This is a genomic window from Photorhabdus thracensis, from assembly GCF_001010285.1.
Lineage (GTDB): Bacteria > Pseudomonadota > Gammaproteobacteria > Enterobacterales > Enterobacteriaceae > Photorhabdus > Photorhabdus temperata.
The window spans coordinates 5,110,319-5,134,635 of sequence record NZ_CP011104.1; the positions used below are offsets into that span (position 1 = coordinate 5,110,319).

Here is a 24,317-nt window from a genome sequence, read left to right on the forward strand (position 1 = left end):
GCCGTGTTCCAAGGGCAATCAGCTACACAGCACCGCCGCCCTGATGGGATCAATCGCCACTAACTCAGCCAGCAATGTCTCTCTGTGTTGTGCCATGTTCGCCTTATCGTGTTCACTGCGTTGCGCTTTCATCCGCAACAACTTAAGCAGACACGCTTTGACCTCAAACATCAGTTCCGGCTCCCATTCGTCAAGACTGAATAGCCCATTGGCATTCAATTCAGCCAACAAATGCAGGGCCATGTCAGGCTTGCCGCATTGTTCAGTCACCCGTGCCATCAGCAAGCGCTGTAACCAGCGGTGGCGAACCCCCTTTATCCCCGGCAGTTGCTCCAGCCAACGCAGCGCAGCCTCCATGCCTTCACTGTCCGCCAGTTGTAATGCCTCCGGCTCAAGGGACAAAATGTCATCATCAGGCCGGGATGGCATCGGCTTGTGCTCAAACTGCCAATCTGCCTGATTGGCGTGAACCTGTTGGGCTATCCAGCCGGCGGTCACCTCATCGGCAAAGGGCGTACCGTCGTTATAAGCCATACTCTCCAGCCCCGGCAGCCGTTCAAGCAGGCTGCTCAAGTCCTGTTTAACAATGTCGGCCCACCCGTCATAAGGGCATCCCAATTGTTTTAACGCCTGACAAAGGTACCACTGTAAATCCAGCCAGAAATGATTGACGCTTTTCGTAAATATCTGATCAGCCTGTTCTAACAGCTCACGCCAATTCTGTTGCCGATAGAGCCGTTTTAGCTGAACGCGATACTCTGTGCGGGGCGGGGCTAGCCGGGTCAACCCGGTGACATCCTGTGGAGGCAGCTGATGCACGGTATCCCAGCGGATACTGCGCATCAACCGGGCTGAAGAGAGCCAGCCCTGGGGTTGATCGCGCAGATAACGCGCCAATTCACGAGCCTGATCCAACAGATCGCGCCCGGATTGTATCGGGCGCCATGCGGTCAGAGGGGGTTGTACCGCAAAGGGGGAGACTGGTGCCGCCGTTTGGGGGATGACTGCCTCCACGCCGCCCGATTGCGCCAACCGATTTTCCAGTGTTCCCGCCAATCCGATAAGCGCTGGACGGGTATCTTCATCCCAGGTCGCAAAGACGTGTTCCAGCAACGCCAATGCGACCAGAATGTGCTCAAAGTCAGACCGATCCACCTCGGGATAACGTGACAGACTGTCCTGAATTTTAACGCCGGTCAGCCACTCGAACGCCGCTTTACGACTGTCCGCCCGGCAGGGCAGCAACGCCTCACCAAAACGTTCGGCTAATGCGGCTAACAACGTCAGCCCTTCTGCCAGGCCACGTTCGCCATCCTGATGCAGACGCGCCCACACATAATAGGCAGCTACACGCACATCTTTACATTGGGTGGTCAGCAGCTTTTCCGCCAGTTCACAGATAAGGGCCGTATCAATGCCACTGAGTTTATTGACCTCTTCGCGCATATGCTGAAAATCGTCGTTATAGACCGGATCATCACCAACAGGTGCCCCGGCACTGATGGGCAGCAGCCAATTTTCCCACCGTGCGGTGCTTTCCCGTGCTTCGGCAAGCGCATCTCGCCCGGAAAAGCAGCTTGCCAGGAGTTGTTGCAACATTATTCTGCCTCCCAATCATCGTCATCCGTCGCCGGCATATTGGCGCTATCACCCGGCGTCACCATAAAAATCGCTTTCGGCAGGGTAAATCCCCGCAGTTTCAACAACGCCAGCGGCCCACTGCCCATTTCCGTGCGTAATATCCAGGTCACCGGTAAACCATCCGGCATCATAAATGTCAGCCGATAACGGCTTTCATCCAGCTTTTCCGCCTTCGCCTGCGCTAACCAGCGGATCAGCCCCCAATTCCCCGGATAATCACCAAACAGACGCGCCCCGGCATTAACGCTGGTCCAGGTCAGCATCACCCCCGGTTTATAGGTCTCTCCCGGCCAGCGAAAACGCTGCCAGCTTTCCATTTGGTTAAAGTAACGCAGTTTCTGCCCGTCTATCGTCAGGTCGGTTTCCACCACATCCCGTGCGGCTCTAGCCCGCAGTTCAAACCGCAGCCCCTGACTGCCGTCTGCAAACAACACATCCGATAACTGACTGAGCTGATTCACCGCTTTCAGGAAACGCGGATTAAAACGCAATCCCTGATCGTTCACTTTATCCGGCACCCAGCGGTTACCCTCTTTATGCAGCACGCCACCTAACTGACGCGTCAAAAACTGCTCAATGCGCCCGGTGTCCGGGCGGATAAACTGCCCCAACATCGGTAACGAGATGTCACTCTCCCCACCGGCAAACGGGTAGCGACCGGCAAAGGCGGTGTTCCAGTTGGCGACAATTGCCGTCTGCCACTGGGCATTCAGGCTGGCCGCAGACGGTTTCAGTATCTCCTGCCACGCCTGGTTTAATGGCTGCACGAACATCGTCTGACCAAAACCGCGCCATTGGTCACCCAAATTGGCCGCCATCAGATTGCCGTAGCCTTGCGTCTCCGTCAGGTCGGTGCTTTTGCCCTGAAACACCGTCTGGGCCAGCCTTCCCGCCATCTCCAACGGGTCGTCACTGGTGTTCATCTGTTGCAGTTTCAGCCGCACCTGCGTGACTCGGGTCAGGAAGGTTTGCAGATTAAGGGTGTTGTCCGCCGTCATCACACTTTGTGGATTATTTTTCCCCATCAGCGCCAGTAACGGACCGAAAGTGCGGTCCATTGGCCCGCTCAGTTCGGGGGCTTGCGGGTTAATCACCGGCACCGCCGTTTTATTCAGCAACGTCTTAGCGGATTTCACCAGTGACGCCGATAACGTCGGGCCTTGCTGGCCGGTCTGTCCCTGATACGCCACGGTGTTCATCAACGCTATCAGCGGGGACTGGCGACCATCCGCCATCAGGGTTAACTGATCTGTCACCTCGGACAGGTTACGCGCTTTGTTCCAGCGCAGGCTGTTAAGAAAATCCTGCCAGGCCCCGGCGAAATCAGTAAAGTAACGCGCGGTCAGACGGGCTTTCAGCTCTGCCGGTGAGACGGCTGTCGGGACGGCCTGACGGTTATCACTCAGCACCCAGTCAATCGCTTCCTTACGAGAGGCCACCGCGTTATCAATCGCTTTCTGTATCTGCCCTTCCCACGCCTGACGGGTAAACATTCCCGGTACCACCCGCGTGGTGGTAAACAGCTGCTCCGCCTCGGTGTCGCCGGTCATCTGCCTTAAGGTCAGATCGGCATAATCCTTCGCCACCGATTGCAGCATCTGCTGGTAGAGCGTGGCTTCCGCATTGTGCCGACCCATCTGCGCTAGCAATATCCGGCGCACCTGACTGACCAACGCCGTGTCCGGCGTAATCCGCCATTCAGGATGGGCGGGCAGATTTTCTGCATAAAAATCCCACAAATCCGACGCGGCACTCAGCCAGACGCCGGGGGCAATACCGGCCCGATCCGGCTCGTTTTCACTGAGGACGCGGGTTAAAAACGCGGCATCCGCTTTTTGTGGGTAGGCCATCATCAGATACGCTTTGAGTTGGTTGTGCGCGGCTTTCGCCCGGAAGGCTCGTTGCGGGCTGCCCGGCGGCAAATTCACCAGGGCGCTCAATTTTTGATGCAGTATCGCCGCGGCTTTATCCCGTATCAGCCGGTTATTTATCTGGGTGTAGTACGGCAACACCGCCGTCAATAGCGGCTGATTTTGATTCAGCCCGAAACGCTGATACCAGGGGGCACCATGTTCGGCCCGGTACTGCAACCGGCCCAGTTCATTACGCAGAGCCTTAAACGCCAGCAACTGGGCGTCGGACGCCTCAGGACGGGCTTGCAAATCAGTCACCGCCGCGTTGACCGCCATTATCTGGTCGCGGTTGGTAAAAAAGGAAAGCACACTGCCGGCCCCCCACAATAAGGCCAGCACCATCAGGCCACGATGGACGTTGCGCTTCTGGACCCGCCCTAACCGTCTGCCGTGCCGGTGCAAACTGTCGGCCAACACCCCCTGCCAGGCAAAATCGGGCAACCAGCTTTGCGGTCCCGCGTCCGGGTTTGCTTTCAGCGGCAAACTGAACATCAACCCGCGCAGCAACACCACCTCACTGTACTCCGCTAACCACGGTGTCAACACATTACGCCAGTGGGCAATCCCCTGTTTCTCCAGGGTGGATGACAGACGATAAAGGAAATCATGGGCATTCTCTGCCAGGACTTGCTGCATCCCCCGCTTGCGTATCGGGTCAATCAACTGTTGCAGCTGGGTTTCCACAATCTCGGGGGTACAGCGTTCAGGAAAAAAGCCCCCCACTGCCTGAGTCACCCGTCCTTCTTGTGACCAGATACTGTGGCACACCTGCCACAAATAGACAGGTGCCTGCCAGCGTAACTGTTGGGCCTGTTTCTGCAACATCCGCAGGGCTTTATCCATCCAGCCCGGTTGGGCGCTTTGTTGTTCGGTCAGCGCCCAGACGATACCGTTGAGCGGACGGAAACGGCGCAAGCGACGCAGGGCCGCCAGTTGCGCGGCATCGGGTTCAGTTTGCAAACTGCCGCCCCACAGCAGGAGTGTACGATGGCCCTCCTGCCAGTGTTGGGTCGTCAGCCCCGGCGCGATGGCTTCCACGAGCGCCTTTTTACCTGTCACCAGTAAAATCCGCACTTTAAAACGCCAGAAATAACCATAGCGCCGACGAACACAGCTTTTTAGCGCCCAAAAATAAGACGGCTCTTCCGAGGAAAGCGCTTTTCCCCTGAAAGCGTTGACAGGCATTTTCTGTGGGGGTGTCCTCTGTTTGCCGTCACGAATCAGGTTCAACAACCAGATAACACCCACCATACTGACTATCCAGACGACTATCTTGAGCGCCGGCGTATTTAATCCTAACTGATCCCCTCGGAGATATAACAGCCCGCCTGACACCAGTGCTATCAGCAGGGTGATCAACCCCACCCCCAGATTACGGGTAATAAATGCTTTAGACATAGGAACTTCCTGATGAAATCGCCGGGTTTACTGGGGAGACCGTCCCCAGTTGTAACGTAGCAGACTGAGAAAGCAGAAAAAGCTGAGGGACATGTTGATATTCCGCCATCCTCATGGCGAGCGTCAGAGTGAACCAGTCAGTGAAATCCCCTGATTTCCCCAGCCAGTGGCTCACACACTGGTGATCTGGCATGACTGGTGCTGTCGTCACCTCCGGTGATAACGAAGATGTCAACACTTGATTCAGCTGAATAAGTAAGCGATCTTTTATGACGGGATCAATATCGTTGTCCCACAGCGTCCTCGCCGTGACAGCCGGGCATTGATAATGCAGAAACCGGGCGATATCCCGTTGAGCATCATCAGGCATTGTCGTCATTGTACGATGCAAACAACATTTTGCCGGCAGCTTAGAAGACGATGCTGTTAATAACCAGGCCACTGCGCCATCACTGGCCCTGCGGTGTCTATCATGACTTTCCCACGACCATGTGATTATCAGCATCAGATCCTGGCTTTCCGTCACCAGCCAGTCATTGAGTTGACTGGCATAATCCGCTTTCAGCACGACTGGACCTTGTAACTGCGACACAGAAAACCCCAGCTTTTGCCAAACCTGGCAGAATTGATGCCAAACGGTTTCTGCGACCGGTAAAGGGAAATAGATAGTCAACTGACGGCGAGTAACATGTTTCAGCAAACTGTGGCGCATCGGCCCTAACACCTCTTCAAACAAGCGGGTATGCCCTGGAAAAGGCGGTAAGACCAGGGCGCTATCGCCATTGACTAACACCGCACTGTCCGTCGGGGATGGGACTTCAGGCGGAAAAACCGCCTGATAATCCACGACCTTCATGCCCTGTGAAGCCCACGCTTGCCAATACGCTTCCTGCCAGGCGTTTTCCTGCGTCAGTCGCTCTGCCTGCTCCAATTCCACGCCGTAACGAAAAAACTGCCAACCGGCTATCAATCCGAACACAATCGCGTTTCCTACTACCACAACCAAAGCGTAAAACACGCTACGGGGATCTTCAAACACGTACCAAAAACCACTGGCGGCCACCACGACAACAAAACATATCAGACTGAACAGCCGCCACCAGAGTGACCAGTTCAACGACGCCGGCCAGTGCACAACATGCGGTTCCGGAATTTCCCAGGTCATCACGCTTCCCCTCCGGTACCCATTTTCGATGTGCTGGAAATGACATAACAACCGCATTGACAAAGGGCTTTATCAAAAGCGACCGGCTTGCCATCAGAGATAAATTTGGCATTGGCTTTGACAATACGGTTAATACCATGCCCTTCCAGCGGACAACTGACTACATCATGCAATAACGCGGCGCTTTTACCGTCAATTTCTATTGAGGAAGAAGCAGAAATCACTTCACCGCCGCTGCTGAGCTTATCACCCAGGCGAATAATGCCTTCAAACATAATGGCTCCGGTATAATTAAGGATAAATTTTTCACATCTCAAGAGCAGCAATAACTACTGTTTATCACCCTGATTATTTGACGCCGCCAGCGACAGCGTATTAACGACTTTTTCCAGCTCGGCTCTATCAATAAATTTCGTTGAACACACTATGTCGATTTTTCCCTTTAACTTAACGGAAACAATTACTTTATTTTTACGTTGTTCAACCTGTTCAATACATCCATAAGGCAAAAAAATCGTTTTACTAAAAGTGGTCGGGGTTAACAAAAAGCCGTTCTCTTTCTCGGCAAAGAAATAACGATCTTTTATTTTACGATATGAGACATAATGCATCACCGCCATCGTGATACACGTACTACTTAAACCTTTGATCAAGACTAAAATAGCCCCCCGCTCCAAATTAACGCTTTGTATCGATACTCGTCCCGTAAAAAATAAACCGCGCTATCTGGGATGGTATTATTATTTTCACACTCAGCAAATGAAGAAAGTGCCACGCGTTGAATAGACAATAAACACCCAATAAAATAAACCACCCCCAACGGAAAAACACAGGACACGATAAAAGAACTGATTTTTGCATATTTTGGCATTTTGATAATAATAAATAAATTAACAATTTGTAGGAAAATGAAAACCTGTAACACTTTATCCACGATAAATAACTTATCAACCACGCCCTGTAATTGATAAGAAAGATCATCATAACTGGCATAAAGTTCCCTGGTCGCCGCCAGTGAAGCCAAACATATTAATACATTAATGGCAAAACCGACGAAAACCATTTTATAGATCTGTTTCATAAAAAAACCTCAATTTACACAAAATTACCTATCACTCGAATAGTATTAGATAACACTTTACCTTCGATAATTCGTTGCTGATTTTTTCAAAGTTTCGCTGCGATTCTAGGTCAATAAATTGGGTTGATTTCAGAATCACAATCAATCTGATCAAAGAAATAATATCTGTAAACATAACCGTTTCTTACCCGATAATTACTTGAATCAGTAATAGTAGTAATGGCTTACGAAATAATACTTATCTGGCAAAACTATTCCACTCTCTTTACTGGGTTCCCTATTAGGAGAATTAGCCTTAATTTCCTTAAGCCTTTTTTTTGTTAATCGTTCAAGATTAACCTCTGTAGGGTTAGGGAATCCTAACGCAGTGAAAATATCTTCAGCCAACCTGAATGAAGGTTTTGGGTTTTTCATGCAGGAAATATAGATGAAGGGCGAAAATACCACCGCCATAATAATACAAAATAAAGACATGAATTTTATATATCCTACAATATCTTCTCTAATGAGAAGAACCCACATCACCATAAACATAGAAAAAATAACTGAAGAGCCATACCAGGTCCCACGTATCTGATATTTGGCGTTTGCATGAATACCTAGTTTGCAACGCGGTGTCATGGAAATAACCCTCAGCTTAGGATTGGCAATGGCATAAACCACATAGCATCCCGCCTGCTCTATCACCGCTAATTCAACGTAATCACCCACTTTTGCGGAGGTAAATCCCAACCAACCGTGGAAAGGAATACCATTGATTTTTCCCTGCACAAAATCACAGACATCACCCAGCCTCACTTGCGTCTGTGAAGTCACCGCCGCCGCTGAACTATTTCCTATCATAGAAAGCAACAATGCTCCATATTGATCCCGTTCCTCCTTGCGGGCAAAGGCGGCGGGATCATATTCCCGATCGGAAAAGTAGCCCCTCACACAGAGCGTCTCAAATTCTTCCAATATCCCACTGACTTTGATTAATGGCTTACGCGGCGGTAATTCCGGTGGGGGCGGCTCTTTTGCTAATATTGCATCCAATGCCGGGATTTGAGCCTGAAGCTCCGCTATTGCTTTTTCCACTTCGGCTCTATCTTCAGGACAACGTTGAATCCTTTCTCGCTTAACCTCTATCGATATATCAATGTCTTTTCTCTGACTTTTTATTTCCTTAAAGTCAATGGCATCTTTAAAAGGGCGACAAGTACTCATGACAAATCCTTAATTGCATCAGCAAAGCTTTTACGTTGTTCTTCATATAGCGTATTTCTCTGCGATTCAGGGTCAATCAATTGGGTTGATTTCAGAATTTCAACCAATCTGATCAAAGAAATAATATCTCTAAACATAACAGTTTATTACCCGGTAATTACTTGAGTCAGTAATAGTAATAATAGCTTACGAAACAAGCTCTATCTGGCAATACTCTTTCACTGTCTTTACCGGGTTCCCTCTCAGGGGAATTAGCCTTAATTTCCTTAAGCCTCTTTTTTGTTAATCGTCTAAGATTAACCTCTGTAGGGTCAGGGAAACCTAACGCAGTGAAAATAGCCTCAGCCAACCTAATTGAGGGTCGAGGTTTTTTCATACTTTGGTAATATGTACTGGGTGCAAATATCGCTATCATCAAAGCACAAAATGGAAGTACGTATTCCAGAAATACAAACATATTTTCCCCAATAAAAAAAATATTTGCCATTACTAAAAAAAGCAGGTAAGTCGAAAAAAAACAGCAAGCATTAAATACCTGCTCTTTAGAGTCTGCATGAATTCCCTGATTGCAACGCGGGGTCATGGAAATAACCCTTAATTCGGGATTAGCAATAGCATAAACCACATAATATCCCTCCTGTTCCGTCACCACTAATTCAACGTAATCACCCGCTTTTGTTGTAGTAAATCCCAACCAACCGTGGAAAGGAATACCATTAATTTTTCCCCGCACAAAATCACAGACATCACTTTCCCGCACTTGGGTTTGCGAATTTACTGCTGCCGCCGAGCTATTTCCCATCATCGCCATCAATAATGCGCCAGACAATTCCCGCTCCTCCTGATGGGCAAAGGCAGCCGGATCATATTCCCGATCGGAAAAATAGCCCCTCACACAGAGCGTCTCAAATTCTTCCAATACCCCACTGACTTTGATTAATGGCTTACGCGGCGGTAATTCCGGCGGGGGCGGCTCTTTTGCTAAGATGGCATCCAGTGCCGGGATTTGAGCCTGAACCTCCGCTATTGCTTTTTCCACTTCGGCTCTATCTTCAGGACAACGTTGAATCCTTTCTCGCTTAACCTCTATTCGTGTATTAAGGCTACTTCTCTGACTTTTTATTTCCTTAAAGTCAATAGCCTCTTTAAAAGAGCGACAAGTACTCATGACAAATCCTTCATTGCGTTAGCAAAGTCTTTACGTTGTTCTTCATACAGCGTGTTTCGCTGCGATTCAGGGTCAATAAATTGGGTTGATTTCAAGCCTGTTGCCGGCTCCAAACCAAACACACAATTCCGACACCATTTTTGTAACTCATTATCAGAAAAATACGTCACTAATTCTTCGACAATAAAAATAACGAGCATCGCCTCCCAACTGAGCAGCCAGGCAAAAGTTTCCCATGCCAAAAGCCTTGCCGTCCCTTCAAGAAGTAAGTTCTTAGGTACAAGCAATGCCCTATCAACTAATACTTTTAATAAGCCGTTTAATGCTTTGGTAAGTTGCGCAAAATCATAAGCACCTTTAAGGCCGTAAAGACCAATAAACTGCCAACGCCCTTGACCATGACGTTCAGATCTAAAGTCACTGATATCGACGCCCAGATTTAATGCAGAAGCAAGCGTACCGGCACTCACCCCAATAAATTTAATGGAATCAGTCGCCGCCATATTTTTTATGCCGTGCTCAACTGCCGGCGTCACAATCTCCATCGCCGTACTCAGTGTACCTAAAAACGCGGAGGTCACCTGGGCGTGGCCCTTTGTATCCCCTTTACTCTCTTTTAACTGATTGGCAAACTCCAACCCATTGAAAATCAAAACCAGTAATTTAATCCGCGATTTCTTTAACGCCGGTTCCCCTTCCGCACTTTGTGCGAATTCTTTAAAATCACGGTTATAGTTATTTTTAGTTTCAAGGCGAGCATCCGATCCCGATGCCTTAAGCTCCTTCGACACCTGCTGCCTAAACTCATCGCCATCTTTAAGCTGCGATACCGACAGTTCAACCGCCTGATCAAACGGCACGCCGGAAATCACCGAGAACAACGTCTTACTCAGCATTTCATTCCGGCTGTTCAGCACTTTCCCTAAACGGGTAAAGTTAAAGAACCGGTCACCCAGCGTGACCAGTCGCCGGTCACAATGCAACATGGCACGGGCAAATGAGCTATTGGCCGTGGGCGGTTTTTCCAGCGCTTCATTCGCCTTATCGTAAGCCTCGGCCAGTTTCCCGCTCAATGACGACACAATGTCCATAAATTTTTCAATGTTTGCGGGTTTCACATCCCCCTTATTCATGGACATCTGTTGCAAAAATCCGCTCATTTCCGCCATCACATCCGGGTTATTCAGCAGTAACGAGCGCCAGACAATATTGCTCTCCGATAAGGTTGAATACTGGTCGATTAAGCGGTCTAAAAATGCGCTGCCGGTTTCTGTGATATTCAGTGAAGCCATGGCATAATCCACCGCTTCCCGATAATTCAGGTTATCCGCCAGCCGGGTTGAGTAGAAATCCCGGCAACAGGTGATAAACCGACTCTCCTGGAGCCAGCTCACCCTGAGCTGGGCCAGTTGCTCCAGCTTTTTCGCCACTTCAGTACAAAAATCGGCATACTTTTGGTGAAATGCCTGCCGTTTCGCCAGATTCAGCTCTTTCGTGTATTTCCCCCAATCATGGGCAAAAGCTTGCTCAAAAGTTTGCTCATTCGCTTTCACCATGATACGAGTCACATTCTCTCTGAGCTTAGCTTTCTGCTGATCGGAAAAAACCCCGTACTCCTTCTGCTTAGTGACTTCAAGAACTTTATCAACCTGCCCTTGCACATCCGCGGCGTTCATTTGACGCAATTGATTCTCCGCCCCATTCAGTGAACTGTCCGTCATAAACTCAATCGACAGTTCATCCAGCCAGGTTTTATGCGCCCCGACGATATCATCACTCCACCCGGCCAGTTCATGAGCAATACCAATCGGATCGTGCAAGGCCAGCAACACCGGCGATACCGGGGAGCCATCTCTTGCCTGTCCCCGTCTTTGCATCGCTCTGACTGTCATGTCAGCACTCCCGGCCCGATTTTTGCTCCACGGATAGAGGGTACCCTGCGGGCCAACCGCGTTAGGCGTAAACGTATAGTAGGGCGCCTCTTCCATTGTCCGGCTGATACGGGCCGCTGTAGGGTTGTGAGGCAGAAGGTAGGTGGGGCAATACATATCTACCGGGCGGTAATCCATCACCGTATTCAGGGTGTCTGCCGTAACCTCACTGATCCCCTCCCCTTCCGGCACCCCTCGCCATTGCCAGGATTTCACGCACTGCATCCGCTTTTCCCGCGCGTCGGGGTGATCGTGATAATACTGTATTGTCTCCGGACTCCAGGCCGAAGGCGAAAAGGCCAGCCAGGTATCCTGACGCAGCGCGATATCCTGCAATACGATAAACTCCACATTGGCGCTCTGATGCGTCGGGGCGTGACAATCTGCGGTTTTCTTAGGGAAAACACCAAAAGGCGCATTGTATTGCTTCCACAGCGCCCCGTCCTCGCTGATACTCCAGGTCTCCCAGCTCTCCTGAGCAAATATCCCGGCATTGCAATAATAAACATATAAAAAACCCTGCCGTAAGGCGCGCAACGCATAATGGTAGCCTTTGGCCGCTGGAAACGACGTCTCCGCCCATTCCGGCAAGGTTTCATGGAGACTATCCGGCACCACCGAATAGCGTACCGGCAACAGTGCGGGGCCGGTTGCCTCACACATTTTGCATAATGGTCGATTCATGACTGTATCTCCTTATTTTATGAAGGAATAATGGACGTTTTGGGATGACAACATTCTTGAGCCAGCGCCAGCCACGTTTTTTCTGGCAATCCGGCTGTACGATCAGCATAACCATGGGTACTGTTACCCTCCTCACCGGACAGCAAGGATTGTATCCGGGGGTGCAAATCGATCTCTGGGTGGTATAGCAAGCCATGTAAAGCACACGCCTCCAGATCACGAACATGATTAAAGGCATCGCGTTCAGCGACCCGGCGCAGTAAAGCCAGCATAATCGCCAAGGCTTCGGACTCTGTCCGGCGTAACTGGTTACGATGTGCCTGACGATAGCGGCGCAGTGCCCGGCTCATCGGGCCTGACCAGGTTATTTCCTGCACGTTTTCCGGAGACAACGCCAGTGAGAAGGTATATTGCACCGCCGCAGATTTAGCGTTGTCCCGGTGCAGTAACTGACCGTCACCGTTGATCAAGTACCAGTCTGTCAGCGGCCCCAGCAGACGCGAACGTTGCCAGGTATCCAACAACGGCCACAAGGCATTGTTCACTGTCGGATCATAAAAACGCAGCACGATTTGCCGTACCGATGACAAGGTTTGTACCGCCGTCATACCGAGATGTTGCGCAATCGCGGATACCGGATGAGCACTGAACAGCCAGCCACAAACCATTCGACCTCGTCCGGCAATCAACTCCGCCGGGTCGGCCTCCTGCAACGCTTGCGTAATACTCAACTCCAGCATGTGAGCATCCTCAGGCTGGTTGATATCCAGCGGTATCAGCCAGGGAGAATAGCGGGGTTCGAAGCGGGGATGCTTTATCTGGATCGCTATAGCGGCAGGCTGATGGTTAAGGATTGCCGCAGGCAGCAACTCATCCTGTCGGCTATTCAGGAAAACCGCCGGATCAACCAGCAGCAGCCCCTGTCCACCCTGTTGGGTAAACGCGTTATGCAAGTCAGCCAACAAGCAGATTCTTTGCCTGTCTATAACATCAGGAGAAAAATCGTAATCAATTTGAATCTGAGTCATCAGATATTCCTTATTCCACCACGCTATCGTGAGCAGTTGCTACATGCTCTTCCGTTGACGCACAACGGTCAGGCAATGTCAGGGTTGAACTCTGACTGGCGGGGCCTGCTTTTTGGAAAACATCGCACTGAAACCGGGCATTCTTCGGGCCGGCAAACGAAATATGACCGTCTTTCAGCGAGATATAAGCGCCACCGCATTCCAGCCGCAGTTCAGTTTTCGCGGATATCGTCACCGTGTCTTCCTGGCTGACCAGGCGCAGCGCCTGCTGGGCCAGTAAATCCATCTCACCGGTCTGGGCCTGAATCTCCACTTTACCGGAGGCGGCCAACAACTTCATACCCAGAGTTTTGGCAAATAAACTCAGGGTTTCACCCACCGCCAGCCGGAATTTTTTGGTGATGCTCATATCCGCATCACGGCCAACTGTCGCTATCAGATTTTCACCGGCAGAAAGCTGCAAGCTGCCCGGTGTCACCTGAGCAATGCCTGACGGTGCTGAAAGTAACAGCGCTCGCTGTTGCAGCTCTTTGAGGGTATGATTCATAAATGCGGTCTGGGCTTCGATATCCGCCAATTCCGCTTTCGCCGCTTCAGCGGCGTAACGCAATCCCGCCGCAGTCTGAAGGGCCGCATCCAGCTCCGACAACGCCGCCGGCATTGCCAACACGTCTCCCTCCGCGTTGGTCTGCCCATCCGCACTGATAAACAACCCCTTACCGGCCCGGATCGCGCCCCAGTCATCAGTGCGCAACTCAAAGCCCTCACCCCGTTTATCCGGGTGCGGTTTCTGGCTGTCGACCAGATGCCCCAGATTGAGCTGGCTCTTACCGCCATATTCGGTACTCAGTTTGATGTGCTCCCGACCGCGCTCATCGTCCATGCGCAATTTGTTATTCGCCGGGGTACGCAGGACATTGCGTTTGTAGTTGAACAAGGTGACGTGATCCGGGTGTTTTGAGTCGTGCAGCGCATGGGCGATATAGGGCCGATCCGGGTCGCCCCCTTCAAATGCGATCGCCACCTCGGTACCTTCGAGCAACGGCCAGTGAAAACCGTAGGTGTCACCCGCATAGGGACGAGCCAGACGCACCCACAGGCTTTCTCCCCCCTGCGGCCATTCCGCCCGGTCAAAATCAAACGCCACCCGGTACAACCCGTCTTTATCAATATCCCCGTACCGGTCGTTCACGACCGTGCTGCTCACCCGGGCCGGCAAGGTGCCCGCTATGCGCGGTTTCGGGATCAATTCAGGCCGAAAACAGATGTTTTCCGCGTAGGGGATCGCAGTGAATGCCATTTCAAAACTGCGATCCCGGCGCGCACTGCTGCGAATAGCGGTTATCACTGCCCCTTTACGGAAGGCTTCCGGCGCTTCACCCCTGACTTTCAACTCCTGGCCCGGTAACAGCGTCGCGGATGTCGTCAATCCCCGCAGTTGAGTCTGTCGATTCAGGTAACGTTCATGTTGCAGCCGGGAATAGAACACCCCGCTTTCCACTGCCGGATCCAGGTCGTAACGGTTGCCTAACACCCGGTAGTTGTTATCCCGATAATGGTACGCTTCGCCATACAGGGTCTCATTGCCCCGCGTCACATCCACTTCGGCATCCATACCGTATTGCGGCAGCGCGTCACGGTAGTCATAATCGCGGGTCACCACTTTGCCTTCCACCACCTGATGTGCGGTTTCCATGCCCCACACCACATCTTCCTCCCCGCCGTGCATCCCTGACGGATTGCGGGCCGGCATATAGACATTAAACTGGTAGTAACGCTGATCGTCGTAAAACTCCACCACGTCAATTTTCAGCCGATCGTCCGCGGTCAGTTTGTACCAGATCCCCACTTCCGCCAGCAGGCGTTGCACAAAACGCAAGTCATCTTCGTCGTATTGCATCACCTGCTCCCGCTTCGGGCAGGGGTACGCCAGGGTGAATAAGAAATCCTGGCCGCGAAAACCGTGTCGTTCACGCAGGATTTTTTCCACGATTTCCGGTACCGACATCTTTTGATAAATGGCGAATTGGCGGCTTCTCGATAACAGAGCCAGCCACGGCTCCAGGGTCACTTCGTAACGGCTTTCATCCCGCGAGGTGGACAACAGCTTAAATTCGCTGATTACCCCGTAGATTGTGCGCAGCGGCGCCGGCGGTATCACCGGCATGCCCCGCATTCCCGGATTAATCGCGGGCGACGTCAGGGTAAACGAAGCGTCCCGCATCAGCATCTGCGCCGGTTTGATATCTTTCACCGGGCTGGTGAATTCAATGGCGTAACGAAAAGGCCGGCTTAAGAATTCCTGCCCGCTAAACGCCACCACATCCAGCGGCGCAGTATTTTTCCACACGTTCAGTTTGTAGCGGCTGTGATCAAAGATGATCGCCGGGGTTGTGTTGTTCATCATTTTCTCCCACTTGCTTCAGGTATGATGCCGCCCATAGCCGTATACTGAGGCCCATAAGGTCATCGCTGGCAAGAGACGGTATTCAGGGCCGAACGGAACTCAATCCGAATAAAGATCCGGGAGTCAGTCAGAATAAATCCGGAAAACAATAAATCAGATTAGGTATTTCTCAACCGGAGTAAAAATAATTAATCGGGCTATCCCTACGCCATCAATGATGATTCCTTAACAGCATGGACTATTAAGGAATCATCACATCCTCTTAATGGGTGCATATATAAATCAAGTCTTTTTTTATCAAATAGCACAACATGTCAAATGCAAAATAAATATAAAAACCGATAAAACAAGATAACAAATACCTTATCTTAATAAAATACAAATAAAATTACATTTATTTACATAAAAAGAATTTATTTATCATAAAAAATAGCATGACTCGCCAGATTTAATACAACAGCGCAGACAATCCATAATTAAATTATTTATTTTGATTATAATCAATTAGTTAAAATTAAAATAAAACAAACAGCCTCATTTTACATCCCGCTACCAAAATAGGTAAAAAAGAGTGAAAAATAATGATTCTCATTCATAATATGCGAATGAGAATACCTTCAGTGATAGCCAAAAACAGACGACAATATTCTTACCACCACCAATCAAGCCTAATCCTTCTCGCAAAAACAAAGCACGACTTATTAGATGGGAATATTATTACGATATATGTCATCCCGGTGAGCAGCGGAAACCCATTTAATATTTTCATGATTTTCCGGTGATAATGGTCAGCAAACCCGTCATTAATCCTCATTAATGAGGAAATATCTGCCCCTCAGTCTGCGATAAGATTATTCCTGACCATAAATTGATATAACACCGAATTAAACCGGTCACACAAGATTATTCTGCCGCCCCATCATCGTCATCCATCGCCGGCATATTGGTGCCAACACCCGGCGTCACCACAAAAATCGCTTTCGGCAGCGTAAATCCCCGCAGTTTCAATAACGCCAGCGGCCCGCCGCCCATTTCCGTGCGTAATATCCAGGTCACCGGCAAACCGTCCGGCATCATCAATGTCAGCCGGTAACGGCTTTCATCCAGCTTTTCCGCCTTCGCCTGTTCCAGCCAGCGAATGAGCCCCCAGGTTCCCGGATAATCACCAAACAGCCGCGCCCCGGCATTGACGCTGGTCCAGGTCAGCATCACCCCCGGTTTATAGGTCTCCCCCGGCCAGCGAAAACGCTGCCAGCTTTCCATTTGGTTGAAGTAACGCAATTTCTGCCCGTCTATCGTCAGGTCGGTTTCCACCACATCCCGTGCAGCTCGCGCACGCAGTTCAAACCGCAGCCCCTGACTGCCGTCCGCAAACAGCACATCCGATAACTGACTGAGCTGATTTACCGCTTTCAGGAAACGCGGATTAACCTGCAACCCCTGACTGTTCACCCTGTCCGGCACCCAGCGGTTACCCTCTTTATGCAGCACCCCGCCTAACTGGCGCGTCAAAAACTGCTCAATGCGCCCGGTGTCCGGGCGGATAAACTGCCCCAACATCGGCAATGAAATGTCACTCTCCCCACCGGCAAACGGGTAACGACCGGCAAAGGCGGTATTCCAGTTAGCCACGATTGCCGTCCGCCACTGGGCATTCAGGCTGGCCGCAGACGGTTTCAGTATCCCCTGCCACGCCTGATTTAACGGCTGCACGAACATCGTCTGACCAAAACCGCGCCATTGGTCACCCAAACTGGCGGCCATCAGATTGCCGTAGCCTTGCGTTTCGGTCAGGTCGGTGCTTTTGCCCTGAAACACCGTCTGCGCCAGCCTGCCCGCCATCTCCGAGGGGTCGTCACTGTTGTCCATCTGTTGCAGTTTCAGCCGCACCTGTGTGACTCGGGTCAGGAAGGTTTGCAGGTTGAGGTTGCTGTCCGCCGTGATTACATCCGATGCCTTATTTCTCCCCATCAGCGCCAGTAACGGACCGAAGGTGCGGTCCATTGGCCCGCTCAGTTCGGGGGCTTGTGGGTTAATCACCGGCACCGCCGTTTTATTCAGCAACGTCTTAGCGGATTTCACCAGTGACGCCGATAACGTCGGGCCTTGCTGGCCGGTCTGCCCCTGATATGCCACGGTGTTCATCAACGCTATCAGCGGGGACTGACGCCCGTCCGCCATCAGGGTTAACTGGTCTGTTACCTCGGACAGATTACGCGCTTTATTCCAGCGCAGGCTGTTGAGAAAATCCTGCCAGGCCCCGGCGAAATCAGTAAAGTAACGGGCGGTCAGGCGGGCTTTCAGCTCTGCCGGTGAGACGGCTGCCGGGACGGCCTGACGGTTATCACTCAGCACCCAGTCAATCGCTTCCTTGCGTGAAGCCACCGCGTTATCCATCGCTTTCTGTATCTGCCCTTCCCACGCCTGACGGGTAAACATCCCCGGTACCACCCGCGTGGTGGTAAACAGCCGTTCCGCCTCGGTGTCGCCGGTCATCTGCCTTAAGGTCAGGTCGGCATAATCCTGCTCCACCGATTGCAGCATCTGCTGGTAGAGCGTGGCTTCTGCATTGTGCTGCCCCATCTGCGCCAGCAATATCCGGCGCACCTGACTGACCAACGCCGTGTCCGGCGTAATCCGCCATTCAGGATGGGCGGGCAGATTTTCTGCATAAAAATCCCACAAATCCGACGCGGCACTCAGCCAGACGCCGGGGGCAATACCGGCCCGATCCGGTTCGTTTTCACTGAGGACGCGGGTTAAAAACGCGGCATCCGCTTTTTGTGGGTACGCCATCATCAGATAGGCTTTGAGTTGGTTGTGCGCGGCTTTCGCCCGGAAGGCTCGTTGCGGGCTGCCCGGCGGCAAATTCACCAGGGCGCTCAATTTTTGGTGCAGTATCGCCGCGGCTTTATCCCGTATCAGGCGGTTATTTATCTGGGTGTAGTACGGCAGCACCGCCGTCAATAACGGCTGATTTTGATTCAAACCGAAACGCTGATACCAGGGCGCACCGTGTTCGGCCCGATATTGTAACCGGCCCATTTCATCGCGCAGAGCCTTAAACGCCATCAACTGGGCGTCGGACGCCTCAGGACGGGCTTGCAAATCAGTCACCGCCGCGTTGACTGCCATTATCTGGTCGCGGTTGGTGAAAAAGGAGAGCACACTGCCTGCTCCCCATAATAAGGCCAGGGCCATCAGGCCGTTATAAACGTTGCGCCGCTGGATCCATCCGACCCGTCTGCCATGCCAGTGCAGACTGTCATCTAATACCCCCTGCCAGGCAGCATCGGGCAACCAGCTTTGCGGTCCTGCATCCGGGGTCGCTTCCAACGGCAGACTGAACATCAGGCCACGCAGCGACACGACCTGAGCGTACTCCGCCAGCCACGGCGTCAATACCTTGCGCCAGTGGTCAATGCCTTTTTTCTCCAGCGTGGAGGCTAGCCGATACAAAAAATCATGGGCATTCTTGGGCAACAGTTGCTGCATCCCCCGCTTGCGTATCGGGTCAATCAACTGTTGCAGCTGGGTTTCCACAATCTCGGGGGTACAGCGTTCAGGAAAAAAGCCCCCCACTGCCTGAGTCACCCGTCCTTCTTGTGACCAGATACTGTGGCACACCTGCCACAAATAGACAGGTGCCTGCCAGCGTAACTGTTGGGCCTGTTTCTGCAACATTCGCAGGGCTTTATCCATCCAGACAGGCTGAGCGCTTTGTTGTTCGGTCAGCGCCCAGACGATACCGTTGAGCGGACGGAAACGGCGCAAGCGACGCAGGGCCGCCAGTTGCGCGGCATCGGGCTCAGTTTGCAAACTGCCGCCCCACAGCAGGAGCGTACGATGGCCCTCCTGCCAGTGTTGGGTGGTCAGCCCCGGCGCGATGGCTTCCACCTGTTCAGGTTCGCCCACCAACAACAAGATACGGACTTTATACCACCAGAACATCCCGTAACGACGGTACAGGCGATCGCCTAAATCACCATAATTATACGGTTTGCTGACGGGAAAAAGTGGCCGGGTATCCGGCTTCGTGTCAGTCACTTTGTTTTTGACAAACAACGTAACCGTGATAAAACCCAGCATACTCACCACCACCATGAGCACCCAGGCTATTCCACAAACCCGTAACAAATGATTGAACGTCTCGGTATCCGTGGTTTGGTGTTCTCCCCAAAACCACCATCCCAGGCCAACTAACGAAACCAACAGGGTAATGGTTCCCACCAGTAAGATGAGTGTATTCACCACTGAAACAGGTTGTAATTTATTCTCTTGCAGTGCCATAAGATTTCACTATTCCAAACGCTAAAGCATGTTGAGGATCACGGGCTAACCACCCACAGGGCTGGCCGGTATTTTCCGCCGAGATAGCCGCCAGTGTTTGCACCACGACCGCTTCCATCCCGCCAATATTGCCCCAATTGAGATCCTGCACATGTTGAGTGACATTCCAGCCGGTCTCTTCCAGTGAGGAAACCTCCGGCTGGGAAAACAGAAAACAGGGTTCCGGTGGCTGGGTGATATCCGCCTGCATCAGCGCCCGGGCCGCCACATCCATAACCTGTTCATCCTCTTGAGTCTGAAAATATTCACCGCGGGTCAACGCCACTTTGCCGGTTTTTTTCAGCAACCAAATAAAAGCCGCTTCACCCGCCGGCAAGGCTGACTCCGCCTCACTGACCACACACTGGCAACCTGCGCACAAAATAGTCGCCTGACTGCCTGTTGTCGCATTCAGCAGGTCAATCATCTCATCCAGGGTGTCAATACCGCGCCAGTATTGCGGCTGTTCAGGTAACACCACATCAGGAAACCGCACCGCCATCTGGGCGGCAAACCCCTGCCAGACAGCGGCAGAGCCCAGCCAGTAACAGTGCAGCGGCGTACACTTCAAGGATTCCTGATGCTGGCTTCGCCACTGATTCACCGCCATTTTCGCCAATTGGATTTCCCGTTGCTCACTATCCGAGACAAAAGAACGCAACAGGCGAACTGCCGGACCGGTTTTTTCCCTGAGGGGCTCCGGGCGACAATGGGACTGATTAATCACACTCAGCCACACATCAGGCGTGATCCCCAGCGGCCCGACCAACACCCAGTCCGCCAGCGCCATCTGCTGACGATGTTTGCGCCACCAACGTTGCTGCACCCACTCAACCTGTTGCTGATAAATCCAGGCGTTATGCCGGGCAAAACGGTAAAACAGCCAGCGGAATAGCAGACATAACAGCCATAACGCCGCCAGTCCGGGGATCATGGCGTACAAGGCTGAAGCGTCATCGATTTCAGGTCTTATCAGCGCGACGAGGTTACTGACCAGCAATACCCCTCCGGCGCCTGCTGCCAACCAGCGTTTAAAACGGGGAGGTGAAGCCTGCCGATAAGGTGGAAAAAGGGGACGGGTTTTCATGACGCCACCTGATAATCGGGAAAAGAGCTGACTAACGTACAACCACATTCACAACGATGACCGTGTAATGCCACTGGCTGACCCTCTATCAGGCAGGATGCACTCCCCTGAGCAATGGTGGTCATGCCATGCCGGTTACACTTAGCCGGATCACCCTTGCAGGCTATCGGTTGACCAAAACACAGATAGTGGCCCGACAATACTTTGCCGCCGTATTCGCGCAGGCTATCGCCCTGACGGATAACATTTTTCATTTCTCCGGCTCCCCTCGCGGAGTCAGTTCCAGCGTCTTTCCTGCCCAACGCGCTTTGAGATTCTCTTTGCCGATTTGCAATCGCCGCGCTTCGATAAACTGTCTCTGCTGACCGGTCACCTCGCCCACATGATGGGTGAACGCTTTCGTCTGCTCTGCATCCGGTAACATGGGGATCAGTTCCCGGGTGGATAAATCGTGGGCGCTCACGTCCAGCTGAGTAAAATGAACTTCGTCGATGGCATCCGCCACCATGTTGCCGACTTTTTTCCGTTTGAAGATAAACAAGGCACTGCCAACCGGTGACGCGGCCCCCACCACATTGCCGCCCACCGTCAAAAGCGACAGGGGTTTATTACACATTTTGCCGAAGTAAATCACCCGGTAACGGAAATAACCGCCCTCCGGCTCGCGCGTATCCAACGTAGAGTACATAAACCAGGCGCGGGAATCATGCACTTGATTGTCATACAGGTCGACCAGCAATGACTCCGGTGATTCTGGTTGACCGGTTTTTCCCGCCGGGACTGACCGAAAAAGCCGTTTGACCAACACCTCTCCCGCCGCTTTCATTTGCTGATATTCCTTATCCTCATCATCACTGTTCAACAGATAAAGGGCATTGCCCAGAATGTCATCAACAACAAATTGCTTCACACTGTGTATTTCACGCCGTTCTCCCCGGTAGTCACGGCTAAATTCCGCAGCTGCTTCCCGCAACTGATTCTGCGCAGTTTCCGGGTCAAAATCCGGCACTCCTGGGGCTAACACTGGGGGCTCTCCCCGTCCACCGCTAGAAGCGAAAGCCGTCCGCTGGGCTTTCCGTTGCTTTAACACCGCCTGTTGCTTTTCTTCCTGCGCCTGCTGACTTTGCTCATAGTGGGCTTTTTTCGCATCACGGTTGGGGGCTTCATGGAAAAACGGCGTACTGAGCAGCGTACCGCCGACGTAACGGTTGATACGCCAGGCTGTCAGCCAGTCCAGCTGGTTTTTCATGGCCTGCTCCAGCGCCACAGCTGACCGTACCGGTTCAAAGCGGGCAGCTTCCTCTTCCGACAAGGGTTGTTTAGGCATCTCCAGGCCCAGGGTGACTTCACGCCAGGCGTTGAAACGGTTGACAAGTTCAAGAGCAGCTTCAAATTCTTGCTGAACATCAGTGGGTATTGCCCGCCACAATTGATGTCGTAAATCATTAGGTAATACCGACTTCGGAACCTTAAGAGGTGCCCCGGACTGAAAGGCTGCGGCATACATTTCATGCAGGGCTATCTGAGACAACAGTAATCCGTCTGTTTTATCTATTGATTTACCCTGCTCTCCCGGTGGATAACCGCCCCCTAAATCAGAATGCACACCGGGATAAATCACCTCGGTACTGCCTGTCGGGTAAGTGCCATCTGAACGGCAAATGGAGTCCATCGGGAAACTCAACCGCTGTTCATGGGTCGAGACCAGATGCACACAGCGTTTCACCAACCCGCCGTAAGTCTCCTCCGATGGCAGCTCCTGCGTGCCGTCTGCCCAGGCCATATGGCCTTCAACGACAGGAACCACATGGCTCACCCCGACCGACGCCACGGTGTCAAACAGCCCGAGAAATTCCACACTGATGGGCAAGTTACCATCCGGGTCGGTTTCGTTTTTCGCTTGCAGACACTGCAACGGCTTCGAATTATCCCCTTTAGGTGGCGGCAACAGTTCGGCCAGCCAGTTGACGAAGGCTCGCGCCTCTGCCGCCCCACGGGAGAAACCATACACATACAACTTCATTCCCAGCAGTTTGGATTTGCCCCGTCCCGGCTGGCTGCGGGCTATGACTAGCTCACGTTTTAAGCGGAAAAACTGCTTATAAAACTCGCCATAACGGTTATGCGCCCCCCCCAAGCCCAGCGTGTGCCATGTCGTGGCCATCGCCTCAAGGGATTTTTGACAAGCAGTATCATCAATTTTGTCGTTTGCTAATACGCGTTTTAATACATCAATCAACCGCAGCAACGCCCAGTTGATCCGGTCCTCACCGCGGTCAGCACCAGCCAGTCCTAATGTGGTGTAATCCAGATCATTAATTTCCGGGAAGGGGGTGCCCACACCGGGAATATAATACTTAAAGTACTTTCCACCGGTGCTGTCAATATCATCCAACAACGGCTTACCTGACGCGCCACCCGCATAACCAGCCCCAATCGTCGCCTGGAAAAGGCGGACAATATTGGTTGGGTGATTAGGAACGGCCTGATAAAGGTCGTTATATAAATTATTGCCGGTCCCGTCAAAAAACAGGCTGACATGCAGGGTCTTACAGCAGGGCGGCGCCACTCGACGATCCGCAGCCAGACAGAGCTCCTGATGGTAAGCTCTCTCTTGACTAATTTGTTGGCGGCAATTTTGCCTAATCAGGTAATCCCGAGCGGGCAACCGTCCCTGAGCAGGAAAAGGGGCGGGCAACCAGACAGCATCGTTATGATTTATTTCGGACATACTTTGGGCTCCTTCATTTTTAAAGGTTCTTTTATCGGATAATTGGGGCTGTTATAGGTGTTGCAGGAGGTAGTGACTTTAACCTGATCACAGGGTAAAAAATGCACCGTAATACCGCAGGTGCGCTGCCCGGTATAATCGGGTACCGGCACTACCTGGCTATGCTGACGTTTCTGGGCATTGACTTTTTCCCTCCATGCCAAATACTTCCCCCAATTTTCATACCCAGGAAAATCATCAGAGAAAGCGACACCAGTTTCCCAATTTACCTGAACAGTCATCCCTTGTTGCCACTTCTCTGGGGCTCGATAGCAGCAACCACCCCCACCGCCCTGATACGGTCCGATAATATCGATACCTGGCGAACCATCCACACTGAACCGATTAATTGCCCACTTGGTATGGTTAATCGCCTCGATGGTTCCCGCCTGCGCCGGAAACTGGCTACAAGCAGCCAGTAACAGACACAAAACCGCCAGCCTAAGCTGTTGTTTTTTCATCTTCGACTCCTTCACATGGGGGATAATCTGGACTTGAGATGCCTGTAT

The 24,317-nt window shown here is 51.9% G+C and carries 16 protein-coding genes; all 16 read right to left on the reverse strand.

Translation table 11 applies throughout. From position 1 onward, the window contains the following. Positions 1-18: 18 nt before the first annotated feature. On the reverse strand, positions 19-1,599 hold the full coding sequence (gene tssA / locus VY86_RS22280; protein WP_046976606.1) for a type VI secretion system protein TssA: 1,581 nt from the start codon (positions 1,597-1,599) through the stop codon (positions 19-21). Continuing rightward, positions 1,599-4,952 (reverse strand): ImcF-related family protein, encoded by a 3,354-nt coding sequence (locus tag VY86_RS22285; protein ID WP_046976607.1) that lies wholly within the window; start codon positions 4,950-4,952, stop codon positions 1,599-1,601. Before VY86_RS22285 ends, tssA begins: the two co-directional genes overlap by 1 nt. Beyond that, entirely contained in the window at positions 4,945-6,117 is a 1,173-nt protein-coding gene (locus VY86_RS22290) for a hypothetical protein (protein WP_046976608.1), read from the reverse strand. Before VY86_RS22290 ends, VY86_RS22285 begins: the two co-directional genes overlap by 8 nt. Beyond that, positions 6,117-6,392, reverse strand: a complete 276-nt coding sequence (locus VY86_RS22295) for a PAAR domain-containing protein (RefSeq protein ID WP_046976609.1) — start codon at positions 6,390-6,392, stop codon at positions 6,117-6,119. Before VY86_RS22295 ends, VY86_RS22290 begins: the two co-directional genes overlap by 1 nt. Positions 6,393-6,446: 54 nt before the next feature. Then, a complete protein-coding gene (locus tag VY86_RS26140) occupies positions 6,447-6,770 on the reverse strand; it encodes a hypothetical protein (protein ID WP_238591532.1) in 324 nt (107 codons plus the stop codon). Positions 6,771-6,772: 2 nt separating this feature from the next. Further along, positions 6,773-7,198: a hypothetical protein gene (locus VY86_RS26145; protein WP_238591534.1), complete on the reverse strand. Its 426-nt coding sequence runs from the start codon at positions 7,196-7,198 to the stop codon at positions 6,773-6,775. Positions 7,199-7,402: 204 nt separating this feature from the next. Beyond that, a complete protein-coding gene (locus VY86_RS22305; RefSeq protein ID WP_046976610.1) occupies positions 7,403-8,404 on the reverse strand; it encodes a putative type VI secretion system effector in 1,002 nt (333 codons plus the stop codon). Positions 8,405-8,570: 166 nt separating this feature from the next. Further along, entirely contained in the window at positions 8,571-9,572 is a 1,002-nt protein-coding gene (locus tag VY86_RS22310; protein ID WP_046976611.1) for a putative type VI secretion system effector, read from the reverse strand. Then, the gene (locus VY86_RS22315; RefSeq protein WP_046976612.1) at positions 9,569-12,187 is read right to left on the reverse strand and encodes a T6SS effector BTH_I2691 family protein; all 2,619 of its coding nucleotides are present in this window, start codon (positions 12,185-12,187) and stop codon (positions 9,569-9,571) included. The genes VY86_RS22310 and VY86_RS22315 overlap by 4 nt, the downstream gene beginning before the upstream one ends. A gap of 17 nt (positions 12,188-12,204) precedes the next feature. Continuing rightward, a complete protein-coding gene (locus VY86_RS22320) occupies positions 12,205-13,215 on the reverse strand; it encodes a DUF4123 domain-containing protein (RefSeq protein WP_046976613.1) in 1,011 nt (336 codons plus the stop codon). A gap of 10 nt (positions 13,216-13,225) precedes the next feature. Beyond that, a complete protein-coding gene (locus VY86_RS22325) occupies positions 13,226-15,619 on the reverse strand; it encodes a type VI secretion system Vgr family protein (RefSeq protein ID WP_046976614.1) in 2,394 nt (797 codons plus the stop codon). A gap of 906 nt (positions 15,620-16,525) precedes the next feature. Next, on the reverse strand, positions 16,526-19,912 hold the full coding sequence (locus tag VY86_RS22330) for an ImcF-related family protein (protein ID WP_082111289.1): 3,387 nt from the start codon (positions 19,910-19,912) through the stop codon (positions 16,526-16,528). Beyond that, entirely contained in the window at positions 19,893-21,038 is a 1,146-nt protein-coding gene (locus VY86_RS22335; protein WP_046973923.1) for a hypothetical protein, read from the reverse strand. The genes VY86_RS22330 and VY86_RS22335 overlap by 20 nt, the downstream gene beginning before the upstream one ends. Continuing rightward, positions 21,035-21,292 (reverse strand): PAAR domain-containing protein, encoded by a 258-nt coding sequence (locus VY86_RS22340; protein ID WP_046973459.1) that lies wholly within the window; start codon positions 21,290-21,292, stop codon positions 21,035-21,037. Before VY86_RS22340 ends, VY86_RS22335 begins: the two co-directional genes overlap by 4 nt. Further along, the gene (locus VY86_RS22345; RefSeq protein WP_046976615.1) at positions 21,289-23,769 is read right to left on the reverse strand and encodes a T6SS phospholipase effector Tle1-like catalytic domain-containing protein; all 2,481 of its coding nucleotides are present in this window, start codon (positions 23,767-23,769) and stop codon (positions 21,289-21,291) included. The genes VY86_RS22340 and VY86_RS22345 overlap by 4 nt, the downstream gene beginning before the upstream one ends. Beyond that, positions 23,757-24,269: a Tli1a family immunity protein gene (locus VY86_RS22350; protein WP_046973460.1), complete on the reverse strand. Its 513-nt coding sequence runs from the start codon at positions 24,267-24,269 to the stop codon at positions 23,757-23,759. The genes VY86_RS22345 and VY86_RS22350 overlap by 13 nt, the downstream gene beginning before the upstream one ends. Between the last annotated feature and the right edge of the window lie 48 nt (positions 24,270-24,317).

Bases quoted from the DNA above. Each gene is read 5' to 3' on its own strand.
- tssA (WP_046976606.1), bottom strand. From the start codon at position 1,599: ATGTTGCAACAACTCCTGGCAAGCTGCTTTTCCGGGCGAGATGCGCTT.
- VY86_RS22285 (WP_046976607.1), bottom strand. From the start codon at position 4,952: ATGTCTAAAGCATTTATTACCCGTAATCTGGGGGTGGGGTTGATCACC.
- VY86_RS22290 (WP_046976608.1), bottom strand. From the start codon at position 6,117: ATGACCTGGGAAATTCCGGAACCGCATGTTGTGCACTGGCCGGCGTCG.
- VY86_RS22295 (WP_046976609.1), bottom strand. From the start codon at position 6,392: ATGTTTGAAGGCATTATTCGCCTGGGTGATAAGCTCAGCAGCGGCGGT.
- VY86_RS26145 (WP_238591534.1), bottom strand. From the start codon at position 7,198: ATGAAACAGATCTATAAAATGGTTTTCGTCGGTTTTGCCATTAATGTA.
- VY86_RS22305 (WP_046976610.1), bottom strand. From the start codon at position 8,404: ATGAGTACTTGTCGCCCTTTTAAAGATGCCATTGACTTTAAGGAAATA.
- VY86_RS22310 (WP_046976611.1), bottom strand. From the start codon at position 9,572: ATGAGTACTTGTCGCTCTTTTAAAGAGGCTATTGACTTTAAGGAAATA.
- VY86_RS22315 (WP_046976612.1), bottom strand. From the start codon at position 12,187: ATGAATCGACCATTATGCAAAATGTGTGAGGCAACCGGCCCCGCACTG.
- VY86_RS22320 (WP_046976613.1), bottom strand. From the start codon at position 13,215: ATGACTCAGATTCAAATTGATTACGATTTTTCTCCTGATGTTATAGAC.
- VY86_RS22325 (WP_046976614.1), bottom strand. From the start codon at position 15,619: ATGAACAACACAACCCCGGCGATCATCTTTGATCACAGCCGCTACAAA.
- VY86_RS22330 (WP_082111289.1), bottom strand. From the start codon at position 19,912: ATGGCACTGCAAGAGAATAAATTACAACCTGTTTCAGTGGTGAATACA.
- VY86_RS22335 (WP_046973923.1), bottom strand. From the start codon at position 21,038: ATGAAAACCCGTCCCCTTTTTCCACCTTATCGGCAGGCTTCACCTCCC.
- VY86_RS22340 (WP_046973459.1), bottom strand. From the start codon at position 21,292: ATGAAAAATGTTATCCGTCAGGGCGATAGCCTGCGCGAATACGGCGGC.
- VY86_RS22345 (WP_046976615.1), bottom strand. From the start codon at position 23,769: ATGTCCGAAATAAATCATAACGATGCTGTCTGGTTGCCCGCCCCTTTT.
- VY86_RS22350 (WP_046973460.1), bottom strand. From the start codon at position 24,269: ATGAAAAAACAACAGCTTAGGCTGGCGGTTTTGTGTCTGTTACTGGCT.